This window comes from Crateriforma spongiae (assembly GCF_012290005.1).
Lineage (GTDB): Bacteria > Planctomycetota > Planctomycetia > Pirellulales > Pirellulaceae > Crateriforma > Crateriforma spongiae.
Genome location: NZ_JAAXMS010000002.1, coordinates 289,850 through 309,705 on the forward strand (window position 1 = coordinate 289,850; position 19,856 = coordinate 309,705).

At 57.7% G+C, this 19,856-nt stretch carries 15 protein-coding genes, 1 tRNA gene and 1 pseudogene; 4 read left to right on the forward strand and 13 right to left on the reverse strand.

The features are described 5' to 3' along the window. Window positions 1-11: 11 nt before the first annotated feature. Complete coding sequence (locus tag HFP54_RS05255; RefSeq protein ID WP_206036013.1) at window positions 12-1,790, reverse strand: Ig-like domain-containing protein; 1,779 nt, start codon at window positions 1,788-1,790, stop codon at window positions 12-14. 324 nt (window positions 1,791-2,114) lie between these two features. Between HFP54_RS05255 and HFP54_RS05260 the strand changes: the two genes are divergently transcribed. Further along, a tRNA-Gly gene (locus tag HFP54_RS05260) sits at window positions 2,115-2,187 on the forward strand. 259 nt (window positions 2,188-2,446) lie between these two features. On the opposite strand, the pseudogene HFP54_RS26335 reads toward HFP54_RS05260, so the two are convergent. The 9 genes and pseudogenes from HFP54_RS26335 to HFP54_RS26120 all read right to left on the reverse strand — a co-directional run. Further along, window positions 2,447-3,874: pseudogene (locus HFP54_RS26335) on the reverse strand (site-specific integrase); the annotation flags it as partial. 424 nt (window positions 3,875-4,298) lie between these two features. Continuing rightward, on the reverse strand, window positions 4,299-7,088 hold the full coding sequence (locus HFP54_RS05270) for a primase/helicase family protein (protein ID WP_168564338.1): 2,790 nt from the start codon (window positions 7,086-7,088) through the stop codon (window positions 4,299-4,301). After that, the gene (locus tag HFP54_RS05275; protein WP_168564339.1) at window positions 7,085-7,390 is read right to left on the reverse strand and encodes a hypothetical protein; all 306 of its coding nucleotides are present in this window, start codon (window positions 7,388-7,390) and stop codon (window positions 7,085-7,087) included. The genes HFP54_RS05270 and HFP54_RS05275 overlap by 4 nt, the downstream gene beginning before the upstream one ends. Further along, the gene (locus tag HFP54_RS26340) at window positions 7,387-7,647 is read right to left on the reverse strand and encodes a helix-turn-helix transcriptional regulator (RefSeq protein ID WP_390656625.1); all 261 of its coding nucleotides are present in this window, start codon (window positions 7,645-7,647) and stop codon (window positions 7,387-7,389) included. The genes HFP54_RS05275 and HFP54_RS26340 overlap by 4 nt, the downstream gene beginning before the upstream one ends. Window positions 7,648-7,815: 168 nt before the next feature. Further along, window positions 7,816-8,844 (reverse strand): hypothetical protein, encoded by a 1,029-nt coding sequence (locus tag HFP54_RS05285; protein ID WP_168564341.1) that lies wholly within the window; start codon window positions 8,842-8,844, stop codon window positions 7,816-7,818. Between the two features lie 603 nt (window positions 8,845-9,447). Then, entirely contained in the window at window positions 9,448-9,792 is a 345-nt protein-coding gene (locus HFP54_RS05290; protein WP_146410728.1) for an STAS domain-containing protein, read from the reverse strand. Window positions 9,793-9,952: 160 nt separating this feature from the next. Next, a complete protein-coding gene (locus HFP54_RS05295) occupies window positions 9,953-11,305 on the reverse strand; it encodes a B12-binding domain-containing radical SAM protein (RefSeq protein WP_235951285.1) in 1,353 nt (450 codons plus the stop codon). 378 nt (window positions 11,306-11,683) lie between these two features. Continuing rightward, window positions 11,684-13,126 carry a sigma-54-dependent transcriptional regulator gene (locus tag HFP54_RS05300; RefSeq protein WP_168564342.1) on the reverse strand — a complete coding sequence of 481 codons (1,443 nt, stop codon included), beginning with the start codon at window positions 13,124-13,126 and terminating at the stop codon, window positions 11,684-11,686. Next, the gene (locus HFP54_RS26120; protein WP_168564343.1) at window positions 13,123-14,535 is read right to left on the reverse strand and encodes a sensor histidine kinase; all 1,413 of its coding nucleotides are present in this window, start codon (window positions 14,533-14,535) and stop codon (window positions 13,123-13,125) included. Before HFP54_RS26120 ends, HFP54_RS05300 begins: the two co-directional genes overlap by 4 nt. A gap of 290 nt (window positions 14,536-14,825) precedes the next feature. On the opposite strand from HFP54_RS26120, the gene HFP54_RS05310 reads away from it, so the two are divergent. Further along, window positions 14,826-15,869 (forward strand): DUF1559 domain-containing protein, encoded by a 1,044-nt coding sequence (locus HFP54_RS05310; protein WP_168564344.1) that lies wholly within the window; start codon window positions 14,826-14,828, stop codon window positions 15,867-15,869. A gap of 86 nt (window positions 15,870-15,955) precedes the next feature. On the opposite strand, the gene HFP54_RS05315 is transcribed toward HFP54_RS05310, so the two are convergent. From HFP54_RS05315 to pdxH, 3 genes are all read right to left on the reverse strand, one after another. After that, window positions 15,956-16,693: a hypothetical protein gene (locus tag HFP54_RS05315; protein WP_168564345.1), complete on the reverse strand. Its 738-nt coding sequence runs from the start codon at window positions 16,691-16,693 to the stop codon at window positions 15,956-15,958. Window positions 16,694-16,837: 144 nt separating this feature from the next. Beyond that, complete coding sequence (locus HFP54_RS05320) at window positions 16,838-17,842, reverse strand: carbohydrate kinase family protein (RefSeq protein ID WP_168564346.1); 1,005 nt, start codon at window positions 17,840-17,842, stop codon at window positions 16,838-16,840. Continuing rightward, a complete protein-coding gene (gene pdxH, locus HFP54_RS05325) occupies window positions 17,839-18,468 on the reverse strand; it encodes a pyridoxamine 5'-phosphate oxidase (protein WP_146410717.1) in 630 nt (209 codons plus the stop codon). Before pdxH ends, HFP54_RS05320 begins: the two co-directional genes overlap by 4 nt. A 222-nt stretch (window positions 18,469-18,690) precedes the next feature. Between pdxH and HFP54_RS05330 the strand changes: the two genes are divergently transcribed. Continuing rightward, window positions 18,691-19,359: a YqgE/AlgH family protein gene (locus HFP54_RS05330; protein WP_168564347.1), complete on the forward strand. Its 669-nt coding sequence runs from the start codon at window positions 18,691-18,693 to the stop codon at window positions 19,357-19,359. A gap of 90 nt (window positions 19,360-19,449) precedes the next feature. Next, the gene (locus tag HFP54_RS05335; protein ID WP_146410713.1) at window positions 19,450-19,821 is read left to right on the forward strand and encodes a cold-shock protein; all 372 of its coding nucleotides are present in this window, start codon (window positions 19,450-19,452) and stop codon (window positions 19,819-19,821) included. Window positions 19,822-19,856: the final 35 nt, after the last annotated feature.

Consider the following 19,856-nt stretch of genomic DNA (forward strand, 5'->3'; position numbering starts at 1 on the left):
GGCCCGCCTACTTAAAACAGCTGCTTCAATCCTTCATCAATCCATTGGACGAACTGGTCGTCATTGCGTTCCATCGCTGGTGAGACACGGTCCGACCGCCGCACGTCGGCCTCCGTCGATTCAGGTTCCGCGGCATAGCGACCACGCGATACCTGATTGATCACCAGCAGTGCGTCGTAGCTGGATATTGTTCCACTTCCATCGACGTCATAGAACGGATAACCGTGACCGGCCATAGTGACCGGGATCTCCGACTGCGTGGATCCTAATTCCCTGCCAAGCCGATTGATGACCAGCAACGCGTCGTACGCCGACACGTCGCCTTCACCGCTGACGTCATAGCGATTCTGTGGATTGTGTTCTGGCCGGACGCCGACATGAATAAACACGACGGCGGGTTCGCCAACCCGCTGCATTTCATCAGCGACGTCGTAGGTGAATGAATCTGTGCCAACGAACCCCGGATCCGGAATGTACGTTGCGATCCCCGATTCATCGATTTCAACGTTTCCGTTGTTGGCTGGCACACGAATCTGCATCGTCGAGGCATCCAACGGTTGATCGCCCACAACATCATTCGCAAGCAGATCGATCTGAACCGAGGTGTCTTGCGCGGTCAACGCACCATCATCGTTCAGTTTCGGTGGCTGGGGAGCTTCCACAATCAAACGATAAGCCGGATGCAATTCGCCCACATATCCTTCGACCTTGAAGATATAGACAGACCCAGCCTCGGCCTGAAACACCACCGATTCCTCGTCACCGTAATTCGTCGATCCTGCAACGAACGTTTCATCGGCATCGTAGACCGACAAATCGATGTCGCCACCATCGGACTGGCCCTCTAGCAAGACCGTGACGCTGCCCGCCGATCGGGCCTGCCACCGAAAATGATCCAAGTCACCAGCGTGATGAATGGTCAGGTCATCGATTACCACAGAACCGCTGTCGATAGCCACCGCCTTGGCAAACCCATCGTTGGGCTCGTACGCATCAGGGGCAATCTCCGTTACCCCCGTGATAAAGTCGACTTTGACATTTCGACCGGCCATGTTAACCCCCGATACCACAATCGGCTGATCAAGCCCTGCACCCGTCGCGGTCAACTCATAGACACCGTTGGGAACCGCCAGTGCATACCCGCCCGACGGTCCAGTGACGGTCTCGTACACACCGCCATTTTGATTGCGTGCTTCGATTCGAAGGTCCGCCAACTCTTCACCGATCGAGTACATGCGATCAAAGTTGGCTTCGGCAAACGCCACGCCCGTCAAGAATGCATTCCCGTTCCGAGTGCCGTAGACCTGCGTCAGAAGATCATCGCCGTCGATTGCCACCGCGCCGACACCGATCTCTCGAAACGAGTCATCCATGATATTGACTCGGTGGGGAGGACTGTCGAACAAGTTCCAGTGATGGAATTGCGTATCCGACTGATCTCCAAACCAACCATAAATCGCGCTGATGTTCTCGCCCCAGCGTCGGGGCGAATAACCGGATTCGCGGATGCGGTGCCCGGGATCTTTTCCATCCGGCGAAACGTGATCGAAGTACGCACGATCGATCATGTCCCGGCTGTGACCTCGTGCCGCCGCAATTAGCTGTTGATTGGGGGCCAACGGTTGCTTGGGGCTTGAGGAAATTGTCCCAGGGGAAAGACCGTCGTTCAGCGGATATCCGGCTTGCGCGGCAGTCCCCAACGGATCGGCACGTGCCGCATTGACCAGTTCCAAGTGCAACTGTTCCTCCGGCGTCATCACGATCGCGGCCAGCAACCGGCGTGATTCCATGGTTTCGAACCGCGGAACGTAGCAAATCCGACCCGCACACCGCACTGTTTTGCCCATCGCAGTCTCCCGTCCGATCCCGGATTCAAATCCCAAGGACCATACGCACGGTCCTGGATTCAAGAATCTATCCGACGGCCAGGAAATCACAACGAAAGAATTCGATCGGGCGGGCGGATCACCCGCGTCGCCGGCGTCCAGTGTTTCATCGCATCAGTAACCAAACCGGCTTCGCGGCCCCCGCACCACGAACATCATGCCGCACCGGCCCAGTGGGCAAGCCGAATTCCCACACGCTCGATGGCGACCGCTAAAATGGTAATCGCTGCGGGTGTAACTCAGTTGGCAGAGTGACAGCTTCCCAAGCTGTTTGTCGCCGGTTCGAACTCGGTCACCCGCTCCTCAGAAAACCCCGTAAAACCTAGTGTTTTGCGGGGTTTTGTCGTGTCTGCGTCCGATCCGGCAACCTTCCCTGGATTGACTGTAACTGACTCAGATTTACTAGGTTTGCCAGAGTCTGGTGCAACCGTTGGTGCAACCATTCGCACTGCGTCATCGGTCCCTGTCGCCGCCGCCGTTTCGGTCGTGGTCCCGTCGGCGTTCAATGCCGGAAGCCGCTCAACCGCTCCGGCAATGTCCAACAACTTCGGGTCGGTATAGTTCCGCATCGTCAGTTGGATATCGCTGTGTCGCATCGCTTCTTGGGCAACCCTCGGTGCCACACCGGCCGCACTCAGCATGGAACCGAACGTGTGACGCATGGCGTGAACGTCAACGCTCTTTCCACGCTCGTCCACTTTCGCGATGCCGGCTGCCGCCAAATCCTTGTCCAGGATTCGTATCAATCCAGCCGGAACGTAAAACAGCGGTTCTGATAACGCCAATGGTTCGTCACGTATCGCAATCACGTCGCCACATTCCTTCAACCGGCTTGTTCGTTTCTGGTTCAACCATTCCCGAAGTTCGTCGGCTAGGTCGGGTCGCAACGGAATCGTGGCGATGTCGCCGGACTTCTCGGCTTCAACGTCCACCTGAATGAACGGCGGATCGGAATCAAGCGATACATGACCGACTGTGATAGATGCCAACTCGCCTTTGCGTAACCCGGTTAAGCAAAGCGTTTTGTAAAGCATCACCCGTTCCTTCCCCAACCGTTCCAGTTCGGACCGCCGGTCAGGCGAACCGTCCAATGCGTTCAACCCTCGCTGATGGGATTCGCGAATGTTCGCAACGTTCAAAGGTTCTTTAATCCAAGTCCGCCGACCGGTCGGGTTTTCGTCCTTTGTCTTTCGCCGGGTTTTGCGTCCGTACTCGGCAACCGGACGCAAGCGAGCCACAAGCAACAACCGGGACAATTCATCTTCGGTCAGCGCCCGCCGCGGTCGCTTCTGGTTGCTTGTTTCATCCAACATCGACATTCGGCCAATCGGATTCACCACAAGCCGCCCAGTGTCCACGCACCAATTGCAAAACGATTTCATCGACGCAACGTGTGCGTTCAACGTGCGAGCCGCCAAATCGACTTCGGCGGATGTTAGGCAATCAGACACCCAGCTTTCCAAGCGGTCCCGGGTGATATCCCTCAGCAACCGCAACCGACAATCGCGGGCCAGTCGGTACAGTTCGCGTTTCTTGTTGGTGATGTGTTCGGGGGAGACCCGTTTTCGTTTGCCTTTGCCGCGCTGATTCCCAAGCCACGCCAAGTAGGCTTCGAAGTGTTCGGCCAGTGGAGTTTGCTGGTGGTCGACCGTCCTCGACTCTTCGGCCGTCAGGATGTTCCCGCGTACCTTTTCGGCCCGCCGTGTCAGCTCTTGCAAGCGAGACATCGCGGCGTCCTTGTCGCGGCAGCCGGTCGCGACTTCGCGGACGATTCCTTCGCCGTCCCGATACTTGGCCGTCCACGTTTTCGCTTCGGTCTTGATACGGTCCCCGGCTTCGGTCAGTTCCGCTGTGCGACGTTTCCCTTTCCGGTCGGTCCACTGGGCAAACCGTTTCAATTCGCCTTTGACCGTACGGGTGACGACTTTTGCACCAGCCGGCATCGGCCGGGTGACGAACTTTTTGAAAAGCGTTGCCATCGTGTTCATCTCCACGATTCATCAAAGGAAAGAAAACGCGACGGCGGCCGGTGATGATGCCGGTTTTCGGAGCGGGTAATTAAGCCGCTCCTAGCCGTCGCGATACGCATCATACCGTTTTGAATCTTCGGACGTTTCGCCGCTTACCGGTCAGCACCGTTCGGTCGGTAGCCGACGAACCGGCCACAAACCCGGCACGTCGTCCGAGTCCAACCCGGCCGGCTTTCGTGATCGTCGATGTAGTTCGCCGGGTTATTGTGCGGCCGGCAGTCCGGTCGCAAGTGTTCAAGCAAATCGGGTTTATGATCCCGAGCCAGCGCGACCGCTTCGGCCGGCACGTCGCCGGCCTCCACGGTCAAGCGAATCTTGCCCGGTCCCGAGTTCACCACGCTAACGCCCAACGCGGATAGTTCGGCGACGATCGCGGCGGCGGTCACAATTCCACCGCCGATCCGCCTTCCGGCGTCGCGTTCGGGGCGTGTGACGACACGCCCTCCGGGTCCAAACGCCCTGAATTAGAACCACCAAACCAACCAAACCCACCATCGACGTCCGCCGGCCCGATAGGATCGGGTTGGTTTGGTGGGTTTGAGGGGTTTACTTCCAGCCGGTCGCGGTTCGGCCGCTTGTCGTCAGCGGAACTAGCGCCGGAAGGAAAACCGCTGGCAGCCGATCGGACCCGCCAGCGATTCACACCGCCCCGAGCGTTGTCGGCGTCAAGGAACTTTCCGCCGTGAACCCTGCCAACAAACTGTCGGACCCGCCGGCCGAATTGCTTACCGTTGAAGTGTTCGCCGCAAATCTCAAACACTGCTTCGGCCAATGCTTCGTGTTCTTCGAAGTCTGATTGGCTTCCGAACGTCTTTCGCTGAATCTCTTTCGTCGTCAAACCGATGCCCGACGGGTCGGCCGATTCGATGCCGGCAATCAGCTTGCCGAGTAATGCGGCCGTATCATCGCCCGCAAGAGCCGTCGCGCGTGTTGGCAACGGATCGGCACCGCCGGCCCAAACGATCGCCCCTCGAATCTTTGCCGACCAGTTTTCAAACGACCCCCAATCGCCGCCCGGTTGGACCGGACAACCGGCGACGAAGTACGCCCGCAGGATTGTCAACGCTGCGACCGCCAATCGCGGCCGTTCCGTTTCGATCCACGAGAGCAAATCAGGATGCCGAAAGCCGCTTCGATCTTCCGGCGTTTCGAGTGGCGATTGCAAGCGGATCGGAAGAACGCGCCGCCCGACATCCGACCCAAACGCCATGTTGTTGCCTGTTGCGGCCCAAACCGTCCGCATTGGCAAATCACCCGTCATGCGGGATTGCCCCAACACTCGGTCCGACCACGTTGCTGACGTAATCGCGGCATCGAGAGCAGCCCCGCCCAATTGGATGTCCAGGTTGTCGAACAACACCGACGGCACTGCACCGATGGCGACGGCGGTGATTGTCTTTCGCATTTCGTCATCGTCGCGGGTGAACGCTTTGCGAGCCGCCCGCCGACCGTAGGCAATCAATGTTGCTGCATCGACCAGCAACGACTTCCCTGCCCCGCGAATGTTCGCCGTCACCGCGAACAGCGGAACGTAGCCGTCAATGCACGATCGGCCGATCATCGAAAGAACCATCGTCAACCACGCGCTAGCGTCGGCATCTTCAAAGATTGGGAAGTCCGCCAACACATCCAACAAATCCGCGATAGCCTTTGCCGCGTCATCCTTCGTTGGGTTGTCCGGCACGTTCGGGAATGCGACCGATGGGCGAAAGATCAATCCTGTTTGGGGATCGTATCCCGGCGTTTGAACGATCGAACCATCGACGCGGATCGTCGGAGACTCGACGATGCCGGACAACGGACGTACTGCACCGCCATAGCTGCCACGCTTGTAAACCGCTTCGATCAACCATCCCGGCGGCCGGATCGGTCTCACTTCGACTTCATCTTCGCTGTCCGTTTCAGTGAATAGCTGAACCGCTTGCGTGATTCGTTCGCGAATCAAACATTGCGGCAGATCACGGACCGCCAAACGCCCGTCCGCGTCGATGTCGTCGCTTTCGACGGCGTGAACCAGCACGCCACCGCGAACGAATACCCGCACCACTTCGGCGTGTTCGGGTTTGATCCACGACGTATCCCACCCGAGCCGCCCTAGGTGCGAAACGACTTGATCGGTGACATGGGCTTCGTTCATCGTGACGATGACTTCCGGTCGGCCGTCGCCAGCGTTGTCAGCTTCGCTTGGCTTCCACGGCGTTGCTGCTTCGATTGCTTCGCGGACCAGCTTTTCGCCATCCGGCTTTCGCAAACAATCGCGAACGTCATCCCCGCCTTTGTCCTTCATCACGCCCGGCAGCCGAGCGACCGAAACCGATGACGCGATACCCGACAAATTGCCGGCAGTATGTTCGGCCCCCATGTTGCCGGCGGTATCCAAATCGGGAACGACAACGATGTCCACGCCTTCGAATAGCCGAGCGTACCGCGTCGCCATTTTGTTGCCGCAGTAGCCGAAAGCCTGATAGCCGAGTCCGATCAAAGCGGCGGCATCTTTCACGCCTTCGACCGCCAACCAAAGTTCGCCAGGCTTGGGCAATCTGCCGGGAAAGAATAAGCCGCTTGGGCGGTCGTTCTTGTCTCGCTTAGGTCGCAGGCGTCCTTTATCGCCCGGCCACAAATCGAAGTAGGAATGAACTTCGCCGGCATCGTTGTAAACATCGACGCGGGCAACGGTCCGCCGTTCGCGTCCCCGCTGGGCTTCCTTTACTCCGAACAATTTGAACGCATCAACTGGCATCCGTTTGTCGCGGCACGTCGCGGTGATGATGTCCACGGCGGCGACCGGACTTCCGTCGCCGGCGTTCATGCCGAGCCGTTCGGCGACCCACGTTGCCGCTTCGAAGTTTGTCACGCCAAGCAACCACGCCACCGTCGCGATGCCGTCGCCGGGTTTGATCTTGGACGACTTGTTGAAGCAATGCCGGCAAAAAACCGCACCGGTTTCGTGAACGTCCTTCGAGGCGTTGCAACGATCGTCGCCACCGCAATGAACGCACGGTCGCCCGCGACCATCGAGGTATTCCGCCGGCAACCCGGCATCGGGCAACAGCGTCGCCCACCTGCCACGAGCAGCCGCTTTTACTTCGCCAATTGACCACCGGCGTTTAGAATGTCGGCGGCGGGTTGCACTGTCGCCAGGCTTCGGGGGTTGCTGTTTGAGCTTGCTCATTCGGTGGCCCCCGTTGCAGTTACGGACGCGGACAACCAAAGTCGCTTTATCGCGTGGTTGTGCTTCGCGGTCTCGCTGATGCGAAAACCAGCCGGCACAATTTCGCCGTCGCGGTGCATCGCGGCGGTCAGGTGCCCGAACGCCCGTCTGTCGAACCAATCAGGCGTCTTGACGCCGCGAACGGCATCCTCGAATGCGATTGGCTTTCCCGTTCGCAGCATCCGCCGAAAGATCGCGGCAGCTTGCCGGAACGCTTGGTCGCGTTCCTCTTGGCGTGTTTGCTGTTGTTCGTCGCAATTCATCGTCGGCCCCCTTTCGCAATGTTGCGAACATTGGGGCAACCGTCAGCAATCCATTGTTCGATGGCTGAGCGCGGCCAACGGACCAGCGAACCAAGTTTGATCGGCCTAGGCATTCGGCCGGCATCGGCAAGTCTGCGAACGTGTCGCGACGAACAACCGAGATAGTCGTTTGCAATGTCATCAACCGATAACATCGCCCGCCCGCGACCGTCAGCGATCGCATCGGCGTTTGCTTGGGTAGGCATTCTGTTTCCCATGTGGAGTTATGCCACGTCGCAACGTGCGAGCGTGACATAAACCACAAACCAGACGGGAAACGGCCCTAGGGAATCTGGTTTGCGGAAACGCCGACCGCCGGATTACGCGGGGAAACCGCCCTGTCCGGCGATGTCAAAAAATCTGGTTTTCGTCTGGTTTCGTCGGGTTTATAGGTCGGATGATTGGGCGATGCTTCGCCCCGTTCGTCCTTTCCTGGGCATATTCACGTTTGCCCCAATCTTTCCACGGGCCTGGGTGACGTAGTCCACGAAAGCTTGACGCCCGGTGAATGGGTAGTCCTCGTAATGCTCTTCGACCCAATCCCATGCCATATCACGCGTAAACTTTTTCCCCGGTGTCGCCATCGCAGATTCGGCCAATTTGAAAGCGATCAGCGCATGGCGGTGCCTATCGCTCAGTTTCGCTAGCTGGGTGGTCCATTCTTCGCTCCCGTTCTCGGATTCCCCTTCGCCCGCGACCGTGGCGGTTTCGTATTCCTTCCCGCACCAAATACAACGCCAGGGCGGGCAATACGGATCGGCTTCGCATTCACGCTTGCACCACTGACACACCATCACCGCCGGACCGGCGCCCCATTCCCTTGGCTTGCGGGTTTCGTCGGCATCGACAATGCAACGGATCGCCAACACGGTCGCCTTCAACAAATCAGGGATGCGGATCAATTCAGACGTGCCGTAAACCAGGTCAGGCTTTCCCGGTAAGTCCGCCGGCACTTGATGAATCAACGGGCGTTTGTCTCTGTGCACCAATATGAAGTCCGATTGTCTGAACGATCGCGTCACCTTCACCGGGAACGGGAACAATTCGATCCGATGAAGTTCGCGAAAGAGCGTAAACCAACAACCGGCCCAACGCGGACGAACGGCGCGAGGGTCCAGCCCGAGCGGCTTCACCCAATCGCCAAGTAACTTCGATGTTTCTCCAGCCAATTCCAGCCAGCGAGTTATCGGCGCCGCTCCTGTGTCCGTCGCATTCCAAAAGATTCGACCACTTAGCGGCGGTTGCCCTTGCAACAACGCATCAATTTTCTTCGGCCATTGCTCAACGTCGCCCGGCCGCTGTTGCCCACCGCCGTAACTGATTTCGCAAGCGGCTTGGATCGGCCGATCGCAATCGTTTGCTAGTTGTTTGAACGCGGGCAAATAGTCATCCCGCAACGATTCAATACGCTGCATATCTCACCTTTCAGAATGCGAGCCGGTCCGCCCGGCGTCCGATGAAAGGTGCAATCGGAAACCGGGCGAACCGTGCGGCATCCCGTCGGACGCCTGCTCTCGAAAAATCGCGGGACCGACCGCGACTTACTTGCCGGTGGTGAGCCGGCGCCGGTGAAGATAGCACTTCTGCCCCGCCGATCAAAATTCACCGACTGGGTTTCGCCCCCTCAATGCGGCACAACCTCCGCATCCAAAAAATGGTGCGTCAAAAAAATCGCTTGGGACATCGGGCTACGCCCCGTCGGCACGCCGCGCTTCCAAGGACCCATTCGATTCCGCCCGCTCCTGCAACTCTGCAAAAAGGCGGGGGACAGCTTCATGCCCGAACAGTTCGGCCACCGCATCGACCAGCACGGCCGCGACCGATCGTTCATCCGATTCGGCTATCTGGTGCAACGCCTGGTGCAACCGTTTAACGGCATCTTGGTTTGGCTCCGCAATTTCCGGTGTTTTGAACCCAGTTTCACAGCTTCCCAAGCTGTATGTCGCGGGTTCGAATCCCGTCACCCGCTTTGGTCGTTTCCCGCCGGTAAATGGCGGCGACAAGACGGGCCGCCGAAACTAGAAGGCAAGCACGGCGTCATCGACGGTGTCGTAAATTCCGAAAAGCTTTTCGAAGTGCACGACACGCAGCACGTCTGTGATCGAGGAATTGACGGCTGCGAGTTTAACAATGCCACCCGCTTTGCGAAGACGCGAGTGCAACCGTACCAACGCCGCCAAGCCTGAACTGGACACATAGTCCAATTCTTCACAATCGATCACGACACGATTCAAATCCGATTCGACTTGGCTGCTAAAGACGTCGAACAGAAAATCGGACGTCACCGAATCCATCCGCCCGCGCAGGTGCACCACCAGCACGTCGTCGTTCTTGCCAACCACTTCGGTCCGATAGTCAATCATGTTTCAAAATCCTGAGATGCTGGCCCGTTTGAACATCGGCCCGTGTGAAAGACCAATAAAGTAGCCGACAAATGATCGTCGATGGCCTGCATCCGCCGAATCTGGCCTAATCAGGAAAACCATCGACAAGCGGACATGAATTTTGAAAGGGTCGCATCCGCTAAACCAAGGTCCCCAGGGCGAGCCCGATGTTTCGATAGTTGATGTTGGTCCGATACGCGAACTCTGTGGCTTCCATACTGCCGGTGGTTTCGAGCGTACGTTTGGCTTTTGTTTTCAATGTGCGTAGATCGTACACCCGCTCGGTGCACTGGCGGATGATGTCCCACAGTTCGTCCGGAGGCATTGATTTGGGACGATGCACCAGTTTGGTCAAATCATAGTGCGCCCAATCATTGGGAAAATTCGTGTACAGCAAACGCTCTTCTTCTTCGAGTCGTTGAAACAGTCTCGTGCCAGGTAACGGCGTCATTGTGGTCAATTGCATCGCGTCGACGTCGCTGTTGACCATAAATTCCGCACGACGAAAAAGGGCCTCCGGCGTGTCACTGTCCATCCCAAAGATGAATGCCCCCAGTACGGAGATTCCCGATGCGTGGATACGGTCAAAGGTTTCCTGATAAGCCGAGGCACCCTTTTTCAAATTCAATCGTTTATTGACCTCCGTCAACGCGTCGAAGTCTTCGGCTTCAATCCCGATGAATATCATCCGGCATCCGGCACGCGCGGCCCAGTCCAACACCTCCGGGTCATCGGCTACGCTGATCGACGCTTGGCAAAACCAGGTCTTGTTCATGCCTCGGGCGACCATCCCTTGAAACAATTCCAACGCCTGTTTTCGACAGGAAGCACCGTTTCCAATGATATTGTCGTCAACGAAGAAGACCATTTCGTTGTTCAGCGTCTCCAATTCATCCAGCACATCGGCGACGGGGCGACGGCGATAGCGTCGGCCGTTGTAGGCGGTGACCGAACAGAATTCGCAATCCAGAGGACAGCCGCGGGACGTCTGCACCGAGGCAAAGACATACTCATCGCTATAGATATCCCTTCGCGGCGGTGCAACACGATCCGGATCCAACCATTGTCCGTGGTACAACCCGCGGAGACGCCCAGACTGGGCATCCGCAAGCACTTGCCGCCAGACCGATTCGGCTTCGCCGACAACGACCGCATCGGCAAAACGCAACGCTTCATCGGAACACATTGACGCGTGAATCCCGCCCATCACGACGGGAACGCCCTGATCCCGATAGATGCTGGCGATCTCGTAGGCGCGATTCGCCGCCGACGTGAATGCGGTGATGCCGACCAAGTCAGCGTCCCGGTAGGAAAACGGCGCGAAGTTCTCATCCAGCAGTTCCACCTCCCAGTCGTCGGGCGTCAAGGATGCCAGAATCCCGAGACCCAGCGGTGGAAACCGTGAACTCGGGTTCACGGCAAAACCGGACCGAACATTGTTCACCGGGTTGATCAATGTCAGTCGTTTTTTCGACAGTCGTTTCGGGCTCATCTCGAGTTTGGCTCCCAAAGCCTTCACGTCGCAGGGAGAAGTGCGGGCAACTTCGACGTACCGACCGGATGGATCAATCGTCGACAAAGCACTGGCCGTTTGATCGACATGGCTGTTCGTGACACGCAGCGATAACGACGCGTACCTGATTTGCTTCAACGCCGACGAAACGTTTGCGGCACATCCCTCCACAACCAAGCTTACCTGACTTTGGTTGGAACACACCTTCATCTGCCGCGGTCGGTGGGAACTGCGACCATCTAACACCCGTTCGCCGAAAATCGGTGCCGTTTTGGTCACCGGGCGTCGCGACGAAATTGTCGCGGCACTGGGATGGATGATGTCGATCCCGTCCGACTGACGAGACGCCGATTTGATCTAGGGTTCTGACGGCGGATCGGTTTCAAGACCGTAGCTGCGAATCTTTTCGCGCAAAGTCCCGCGATGGATCCCAAGCATCTCCGCCGTTTTGGCTCGGTTTTGTCCTGTCCGCTGCATCAAAATGCGAATCAACGGCTTTTCAACTTCGGCATGCAGTCGGGCCAACAGATCCGCCCGCTGGCCGTCCGAGAGCGCATTGTGAACCCAGCTTTCAACGTGAACGGCCAAATCAAACGGCCGGTCGTCCGTCGGTGAGAGATCATGTTTGGAAGATGCCACTGGAAAATCATCGACGGATAGACGTCGGCCGCGTGCCACAACCGCAGCGCGTTCCACCGAGTTACGAAGTTCGCGCACATTGCCTTCCCAAGGTCGACCCTGGAGATCGGCGATCAGATCGTCCGAGACCAGGGATGCCGGGTCTGCGTGTCCCGCCAACCGCAAGAAATGCTGGACCAAGGGTGCCACGTCTTCGCGGCGTTGACGCAATGGTGGCAGGTGGATGTGCAATCCGTTCAATCGATAAAACAAGTCTTCGCGAAATCGATTCTCGCGAACGGCATGCCCAAGGTCCGCATTGGTGGCCGCCAGCAGACGGACATTGCACCGACGTGGCGTCACGTCGCCGACACGAAAGTATTCGCGTTGCTCCAGAACCCTTAGCAACTTGACTTGGATGTGCATCGGCAAGTCGCCAATCTCATCCAATAGAATCGTCCCCCCCTCGGCTCGTTCGAATAAGCCTTGTCGATCATCGGTAGCTCCGGTAAAGGCCCCTTTCACGTGGCCGAACAATTCACTTTCGATCAAATCTTCATTCAACGCGACCGGAGCGATGGGAAGATATGGCTTGTCGGCACGGTCGCTGTGTTTGTGGATGGCCGCTGCCACCAACTCCTTTCCCGTTCCCGTTTCTCCCGTGATCAACACGCTTAAATCGCTGGATGCCACCAAAGCGATCTGACGAAATACGTGCTGAATCGCTGCCGAAACGCCAACAATATCGTTGGCCCCGCTGGCGGTCGGTGAACTTGCTGGTGCACTCGTTACCGCGGGCCGACGAAGCGCGTTCTTACAGACACGTCGTGCGTCTTCCAAACGAAAGGGTTTTACCAGATAGTCGCTGGCGCCTTGACGAACGGCGGCGACCGCGGTGTCCAAGTCACCAAAAGCCGTCATGATGACAACGGGCGCTTCGTTGGTCACGGACCGAAACTTGGGAAGCGCCGAGATGCCGTCTTCTTTCGGCAGCCTGACGTCCAACAGAATCAAGTCCGGCGCACGGTCTGACGCAAGTTCCAGGCCTTCCTCCGCCGAAGATGCCGTCCGGACGTGGTGTCCCTGTTCTTCCAGCATTCGCTGAAACGCCCAACAGATCGACGGTTCATCATCGACCACCAAAACATCGGCCGGTGCGTTTGCTGAATCGTTCGTTGTCATTTCGGCTTGGTCACTTTCACGGCACAAAAGAATTCAAAGATCGTTCCGGATGTGCCATCATCGCGGCCACGACAATCGATCTGCCCGCCCAATTCGTCGACACAACGCTGTGCCAACGGCAACCCCAATCCCATCCCTTCGGGCTTGGATGTCACAAACGGTTCAAACAACCGATCAGCGACCACGGGATCGATCCCCGGTCCATTATCAATGACCTGGACACGGCATTGTTCCGCCTGTTCGTCGCTCCGTCCCGACGACACACGAATCTCCACAACGCTTGCCACCTGCAGTGCGTTAAGTACCAGATTAGAAACCGCAACACAGAACGATGATCCGTTGCTGACCCACTGGTCCCCGGTCTCCGGCCTAACATCCCAAATCAACTTGACCCGCAAGTGTTGTGCGACAGGCCGATGCGTGGAACGAAGATCGTCAATACATTGCGTGATCGTTGCCGGCTTGGCATCCGGGGCTCCCGCGCCGGCGGCCCCCAGGGACAACAACCGCTGGATATAGTTTTCAGCTTGTTGAATCTGGTCGACCGCAACATCGATGTCCTGCTGATCGTCAATGGGACACGACGATTGGTGCAACTCCATTGCCATGCGTGCACCGGTCAACGTGTTGCGTAATTGGTGCGCCATACCGCCGGATATCTGATGCAACAGCTTTTCACCTTGTTGGGCATGCACCTGTTGCCACAGCTGATCCAATTGGCCGGCCATCACGTTGGCAGCCCTAGACAATCGCCCCAGTTCATCGTTGTTGGCATCTTCCAATCGCGCGTCAAAGTCACCTTGGGCGATCCGTTCAACATGCTTTTGCAGCCGATTCAAACGTCGAATCATTCCCACAAGGATGGTCCAAATCCCCACACACACGACGACGATCGTGGACAAGCCGGTCGCTAAAGGAAACAAGGCGGCTTGCCGTGCAGCGGCGTCGACCTTGGACCGGGGAAACAGAACAGCAACCGATGTGACGCCGTCCACACGATAACCGGATTGAACACGGCGAAATGCTCGAGCCATGAAACGGGCACCTTCACATCGGATCGGATACCACCCGGAGTCCAAGGGACGCAAAGCCTTAAACTGCCCGATGTCTTGGTCATCCATGGGCAAGGTTGCCGAAACCAAATTTCCTTCGGCATCCAAAGCCACCCACTGCGTTTTGGTCAAACCCGAAAGCGATTCCAGTACGGTTGATTTCAAGGGAAAAGTCGACCGCGCGACGGTGGATTCGATCGAAGCAAAACGCTCTTCCATTTCCAGCAAAGCCGATCGCTGGCCGAACCACCACGACGCCGCGGTGACCAACAATGCGGCGGCCGTCGCCACGCCCAGCAGAGGTGCCAGGACACGAATCTGAAGCGAATCACGGTGACGGGGTGCGAAAGAAATCACAAGTCGCGTTGAGCCGAATGCGGGGATGATCGTCAAACCATCATTCTGACATGCGCCAATCGGATTGCGATGCCGCTTGTCGGGTAACCACCGACGCAAATTTGTCCGCCGGCGACGGCAAATCCGCCGCCGGCAAACCCCATGGGCTGCGAATTCCATGGTCGTTCGTGCGACTTACCCGTGATTCCCTGCCCTGGTGGTCACCCAAGGCACTGGTACGGCGGTTGCAATGTGCGGCGGGATCGACAACGTCAGCGACTTTATTCCCCGTACATCCGTTTTCGCCCGATATGACGCATTCGCAACCGAAACGCCCTCCCGCTCCATCGGTCAACGGATTCACCCTGGTCGAATTGCTGGTCGTGATCGCCATCATCGGGGTTTTGGTCGGGCTGCTGTTACCGGCGGTGCAAGCAGCCCGCGAGGCGGCGCGTCGAATGCAATGTTCGAATAACCTGAAGCAGATCGGATTGGCCTGCCACAACTACCAGAGCGCGTTCAAGAAATTCCCGCCCTCGGCAGTATTGGACATGTCGGTTTCCCAGACCGGAAACAATGGATCCTGGGGAGTGCATGGGCGAATCTTGCCTTTCTTGGAACAAGGCAGCCTTTATGACAACGTGGACTTGAGCATCGGCTGGGACCATCAAGCGGTGATCCACGAGGTGCGGGTCCCCGTTTACGCCTGCCCCAGCGATCCAGGCACAGGACAGATCCGGACCTTCAGCGACAACCGCCCGTCGTTGTATCCGACCACGTACGGATTCAATTTCGGGCGTTGGTACGTGTACGCACCGAACGAACGCCGCGTCGGCGACGGAATGTTCTTTCCCGATTCATTCTTGCGCTTTCGCGACTGCGTTGATGGCACATCCAGCACCTTGTTGGCATCGGAAGTCAAAGCTTGGACGCCCTACACGCGGAACGGTGGACCATCCAACACCGACATGCCCGCCACCATCGAAGAAGCCGAAGCGGTGGTCGCAAGCGGTGATCAATTCAAAAACACCGGTCATACCGAATGGCCCGACGGCCGAGTCCACCACACAGGCTTCACTGTTACCCTGGCACCAAATTCCGAAGTGATGTACCAGAACGGAGGCGAAACGCTGATTGAAATGGATTTCAATTCTTGGCAAGAAGGCAAGAACGGAATCGCGGGCAATCCCACCTATGCCATGATCACATCGCGCAGCTTTCACGCAGGGCAAGTTCAAGCAGTCTTTGTCGACGGTTCGGTTCGAAGCGTGACGGAATCCATCGACTTGGATGTTTGGCACGCGTTGGGAACCCGCAACGGACGCGAAACAATCGATGCCGACGATCTGCCCTGATCCCGATCACGCGACGAAAACCAACCTCGGCTCGTCGAACGTACCCGCAGACGGCGGGCTGTCGCGTTTTGCCAGCGTCAAAAGCACTAGGCCTGACGCAACATCGTTTTCAACGATTGCTGCAAAACACCAAAGTCTTCGTCACGGGGGTCGTCCGCGATATCGGTGTAGTAATCGTTGTCGATCCCCAACTGCTGCTTCATGATCGCAGCCCGCGTGGGATCGACGTCCAGAACCAGATCTGACAATTCAAAATCCCGGTCCCACAGAATTTCATCGGCCAACGCATTGATGACAAAATCCCAGCGGTCTTCGTCATCGCAATCCAGCGGCGGGAGTCCAAAGTCATCATCGAACAGATCGTCCGCCTCGGTGTCCAATCCCGATTCGCCGGGTGGAAAGCGTTCCAAATAGGCCTCGCTGACCAGCGCCCGCCACGCACATGATGCAAGCTGCCCCTGGGCCGTGGTATCGTCCTGCCCGTCGATCAGCGGACAGGGTGTCGGCAGGCCCATGATTTCAAAATCAATCTGGTCCATCACGTTGCGGTACACGGCATAAACGGTCCCTTCGTTGGTCGCGTTCAGTTCCGCCGGCGTGATGGTCGAACACAGCAAATGACGAGTGACATCGGACAGCACCGCGATTTGCTGCACGCTGGACAGTTGGTCAAACAGGGACACACCGGTATTGACCAGCCGAGAGCCGGGAGCGCCGCGATTCTGGCGAGTGATCTGATCGATCAGCAGGTCAACGCTGCTGCGAAACAGCCGACTTTCCCAAACCGTAAGCGTGCGATCACCCGCGGGAGTTTGCCATGTCATGACGCTTTGAAACCTGTGCGTCGGATTGATTCGTCGATGGATACCATGCGTCGGTGGACGATCCGGCCGGCAGCCCCAATCATTGCCCAGCCGTGCCGACCCACCCGACTACGAATCATAACGCGGTCGTCACAAATTGTCCTATCAAAATCTTTTGCCGACCGACGGCCATCCCATCAGCCGAATATCCAACTGGCTGGATTCAAAGGCCAAACCGCCGACAGCCGTGGCGTTGATCGCCGCGACATGGGCCGCACATCGCGAAGCCGATTTTGGATCTTGCCCTCGCGCGATCGCTGCCAGAAAAGCTCCGTGAAAAACGTCACCGCATCCCGTCGTGTCGACCACTTTGTCGACGGAGAACGCCGGTTGATGCCAACTTTCCCCCCGGGGATCGGGGCTGTCGGCGGAAACAAACCAACTACCGTCCACACCAGCGGTGACGCCAACAATTTCGGCGGATGTCGCATCGAACAAAGTTCTTGCCAACGATTCCGGCGACAACGTTTGTTCCACATCCGTGTTGCCGTCGATGGATGCGGCCAACATGGTTTCGGCAAATTGCCGTGCCACGATCAAGATGTCGGCTTGGCGGACCAACGGTAAGATCGAATCACGGTACCGATAAGCCCCGCCGTCATAAGACACCCGCGTCCCGGATCGTTTGGCAATCGCGATCGCTTGCAGGCTGGCATCCAGGTGTCGGCCGCTTAGATGCAACAACTTGGCCGAAGCAACGGTTTCGACATAGCGTTCTTCCCAACGCAGGTCGATGTCGCGTCCCGGTGAAAACACGATGGTTCGCGTACCACCCTTTTCGGCACTCCAAATACTGGCCACCGAAGCGGTCACCCCTTGGCACCGTTGCAATAGTCCGTCGTTCACGCCCGCGCGACGCAGAGAATCGATGATCTGCATCGAAGCGTCGTCGTGCCCCAAACGATCCAGCAACACAGCGTTACACCCGAGTTTCGACGCGGTCGCCATCGCGACGGCGATTCCGCCGCCGATTGTTTGCAGACGGTGATCCGACCGAACCACGGAATCTTCGTCGGGGTATCGGTCGACCAAAAAGATCTGGTCCCAAACCGACACGCCGATGCCGACCATGTCGACCGATTCGGCGTTTCGTTCGCGCTGTCCCGTCACGGCGACAGTCGCTGAATTTCCCACTGATCTTGATCACGTCGGTACTGGATCCGATCGTGCAAACGACTGGGGCGACCCTGCCAGAATTCGATGCGGTCGGCGGTGACCTCATATCCGCCCCACTGATCGGGCAACGGAACCACGTCGCCGTTGAATTGATCGGTCAACTGCTGATACCGCTGCTGCAACACATCGCGTCCATCAACGACGCTGGACTGCGCGCTGGTCCACGCACCGACTTGGCTTTCCCTTGGACGCGAATGGAAATACTGTTCGCTGCGTTGGCGACTGACCTTAGCAGCGACGCCGTCGATCAAGACTTGACGTTCCAAGTGTGGCCAGAAGAAGCACAGGGACACACGCGGATTCTGCTGCAAGTGTTGACCTTTGACCGATCCATAGTTGGTGTAAAAGACGAACCTGCCCTCTTCGACGCCCTTCAACAAAACGATCCGGCTGGTGACCGTCCCGTCACTTGATGCCGTCGCCAGTGTCATGGCGTTAACTTCCATCCAATCCGGCAGATCCGATTGCCGGGCTTCGTGAAACCAACGGTCGAACTGGACCAACGGATCTGGGTCAACGTCGCCGATGTCCAGTCCCGCCAAACAGTAGTTTTTTCGCATCGTTTCAATCGTCACCGCAAACACCCTTTCATTCTTCGCCACGAATCCATTGTGAAGGATCCGGAAATCGGCCGATCACGCCCTCCCCGCCCGAAAGGGGGCCGCAAATTGGCACGAACAATTGGCACGAACCTTGCATTTTCACAGACCGGTATCCCGCAAATTGCCATGCTGGCAGCGGGGCAACACCTGACCGTTTTCGTACACTCAGCGAGATGAAAGATGAAGGACCCTTCGGCGGGCAACCTGCTGGTTGCGTCCACTTTGATTGATACCCCGACGGTCGAGCGATCGGTCTGTCTGTTGGTGCATCGACAAGACGACGCCGTGATTGGCGTGATGTTGAATCGTCCCATGCAGACACCTCCGGGACTGCTGGACGGCCTATTCGGGTCGGACGAAAAATCGTCGCAGTCGCGTTTTCGGATTCCCAATCCCTCCGCGGAATTGCCGGCCGATTCCGACGAAAGCGATGACCAGAGTCTGATCGTGCCTTCGGCGGCCGCATTGCCGTCGACTGAAACCGCACCGCCGATCCATTTTGGTGGCCCCCTTTCCGGTCCGTTGGTGGCGATCCACGCCGACGCCGATCATGCGGAAAGCGAGACCGGCAAGGGGATTTTCGTCACCGCCCAAAAAAACAACCTGCAACAACTGATCCGCGACGCGGATCGGCCGTATCGTCTGATGATCGGCCATTTGGGCTGGCATCCCGACCAGTTGCAACGCGAAATTGACGAAGGCTGGTGGCACGTCTTACCGGCATCCGCGGACAGCGTTTTCTCGGACAATGCCGAAATGTGGCCCCGGTTGGTCCGCCGTGCCACCGCGGGCTCGATGGCCAAGTGGATGCAGATCCCTGACGACGAACGGGCCCACGAGCTAAATTGATCCGGACAATCTGATCGCGCGACGCCAACAGCTTGGAATCGTCGCCGTGTCGTTTCCATCTGGCCCCGTCAATTCTTTCCGAGCCGTTGTATGCCGCGCCCCACCGATCCCGATCCGGATCGTCCTCGCCCGTTCCCGATTCAACGAAAGCGTCTGGGAGTGATCCGATTCATCCGTCCCGACGGTGAATTTGGCTTCATCGAAGCGGAAGATTTTCGCGACGATGTCTTCTTTCACCACACCGTATGGCAAAGTGAGAAGGGGCAAGTTCCGCAAGAAAAAATGTCTGTCGAATTTGAGATCGACGATGACCACATGCGGGAAACGGACAAACTGCGGGCCAAGGTCGTCCGGCCAACGACACGTCCATTGGGCAAGAAGCTTTCCGGACGAGATGCGCCTCACCTGATCATCAAACATCACCCCAACGCCAGGCGAAAACGCCCAAACTGGCGCAAATAGATTAGTCCCCAAAGCGGCCTCACTTCGTCGCCCGA

What these genes read in the sequence shown, in the direction of transcription:
- HFP54_RS05255 (WP_206036013.1), bottom strand. Translation starts at nt 1,790, where the DNA reads ATGGAATCACGCCGGTTGCTGGCCGCGATCGTGATGACGCCGGAGGAA.
- HFP54_RS05270 (WP_168564338.1), bottom strand. Translation starts at nt 7,088, where the DNA reads ATGAGCAAGCTCAAACAGCAACCCCCGAAGCCTGGCGACAGTGCAACC.
- HFP54_RS05275 (WP_168564339.1), bottom strand. Translation starts at nt 7,390, where the DNA reads ATGAATTGCGACGAACAACAGCAAACACGCCAAGAGGAACGCGACCAA.
- HFP54_RS26340 (WP_390656625.1), bottom strand. Translation starts at nt 7,647, where the DNA reads ATGGGAAACAGAATGCCTACCCAAGCAAACGCCGATGCGATCGCTGAC.
- HFP54_RS05285 (WP_168564341.1), bottom strand. Translation starts at nt 8,844, where the DNA reads ATGCAGCGTATTGAATCGTTGCGGGATGACTATTTGCCCGCGTTCAAA.
- HFP54_RS05290 (WP_146410728.1), bottom strand. Translation starts at nt 9,792, where the DNA reads ATGATTGACTATCGGACCGAAGTGGTTGGCAAGAACGACGACGTGCTG.
- HFP54_RS05295 (WP_235951285.1), bottom strand. Translation starts at nt 11,305, where the DNA reads ATGAGCCCGAAACGACTGTCGAAAAAACGACTGACATTGATCAACCCG.
- HFP54_RS05300 (WP_168564342.1), bottom strand. Translation starts at nt 13,126, where the DNA reads ATGACAACGAACGATTCAGCAAACGCACCGGCCGATGTTTTGGTGGTC.
- HFP54_RS05310 (WP_168564344.1), top strand. Translation starts at nt 14,826, where the DNA reads ATGACGCATTCGCAACCGAAACGCCCTCCCGCTCCATCGGTCAACGGA.
- HFP54_RS05315 (WP_168564345.1), bottom strand. Translation starts at nt 16,693, where the DNA reads ATGACATGGCAAACTCCCGCGGGTGATCGCACGCTTACGGTTTGGGAA.
- pdxH (WP_146410717.1), bottom strand. Translation starts at nt 18,468, where the DNA reads ATGCGAAAAAACTACTGTTTGGCGGGACTGGACATCGGCGACGTTGAC.
- HFP54_RS05330 (WP_168564347.1), top strand. Translation starts at nt 18,691, where the DNA reads ATGAAGGACCCTTCGGCGGGCAACCTGCTGGTTGCGTCCACTTTGATT.
- HFP54_RS05335 (WP_146410713.1), top strand. Translation starts at nt 19,450, where the DNA reads ATGCCGCGCCCCACCGATCCCGATCCGGATCGTCCTCGCCCGTTCCCG.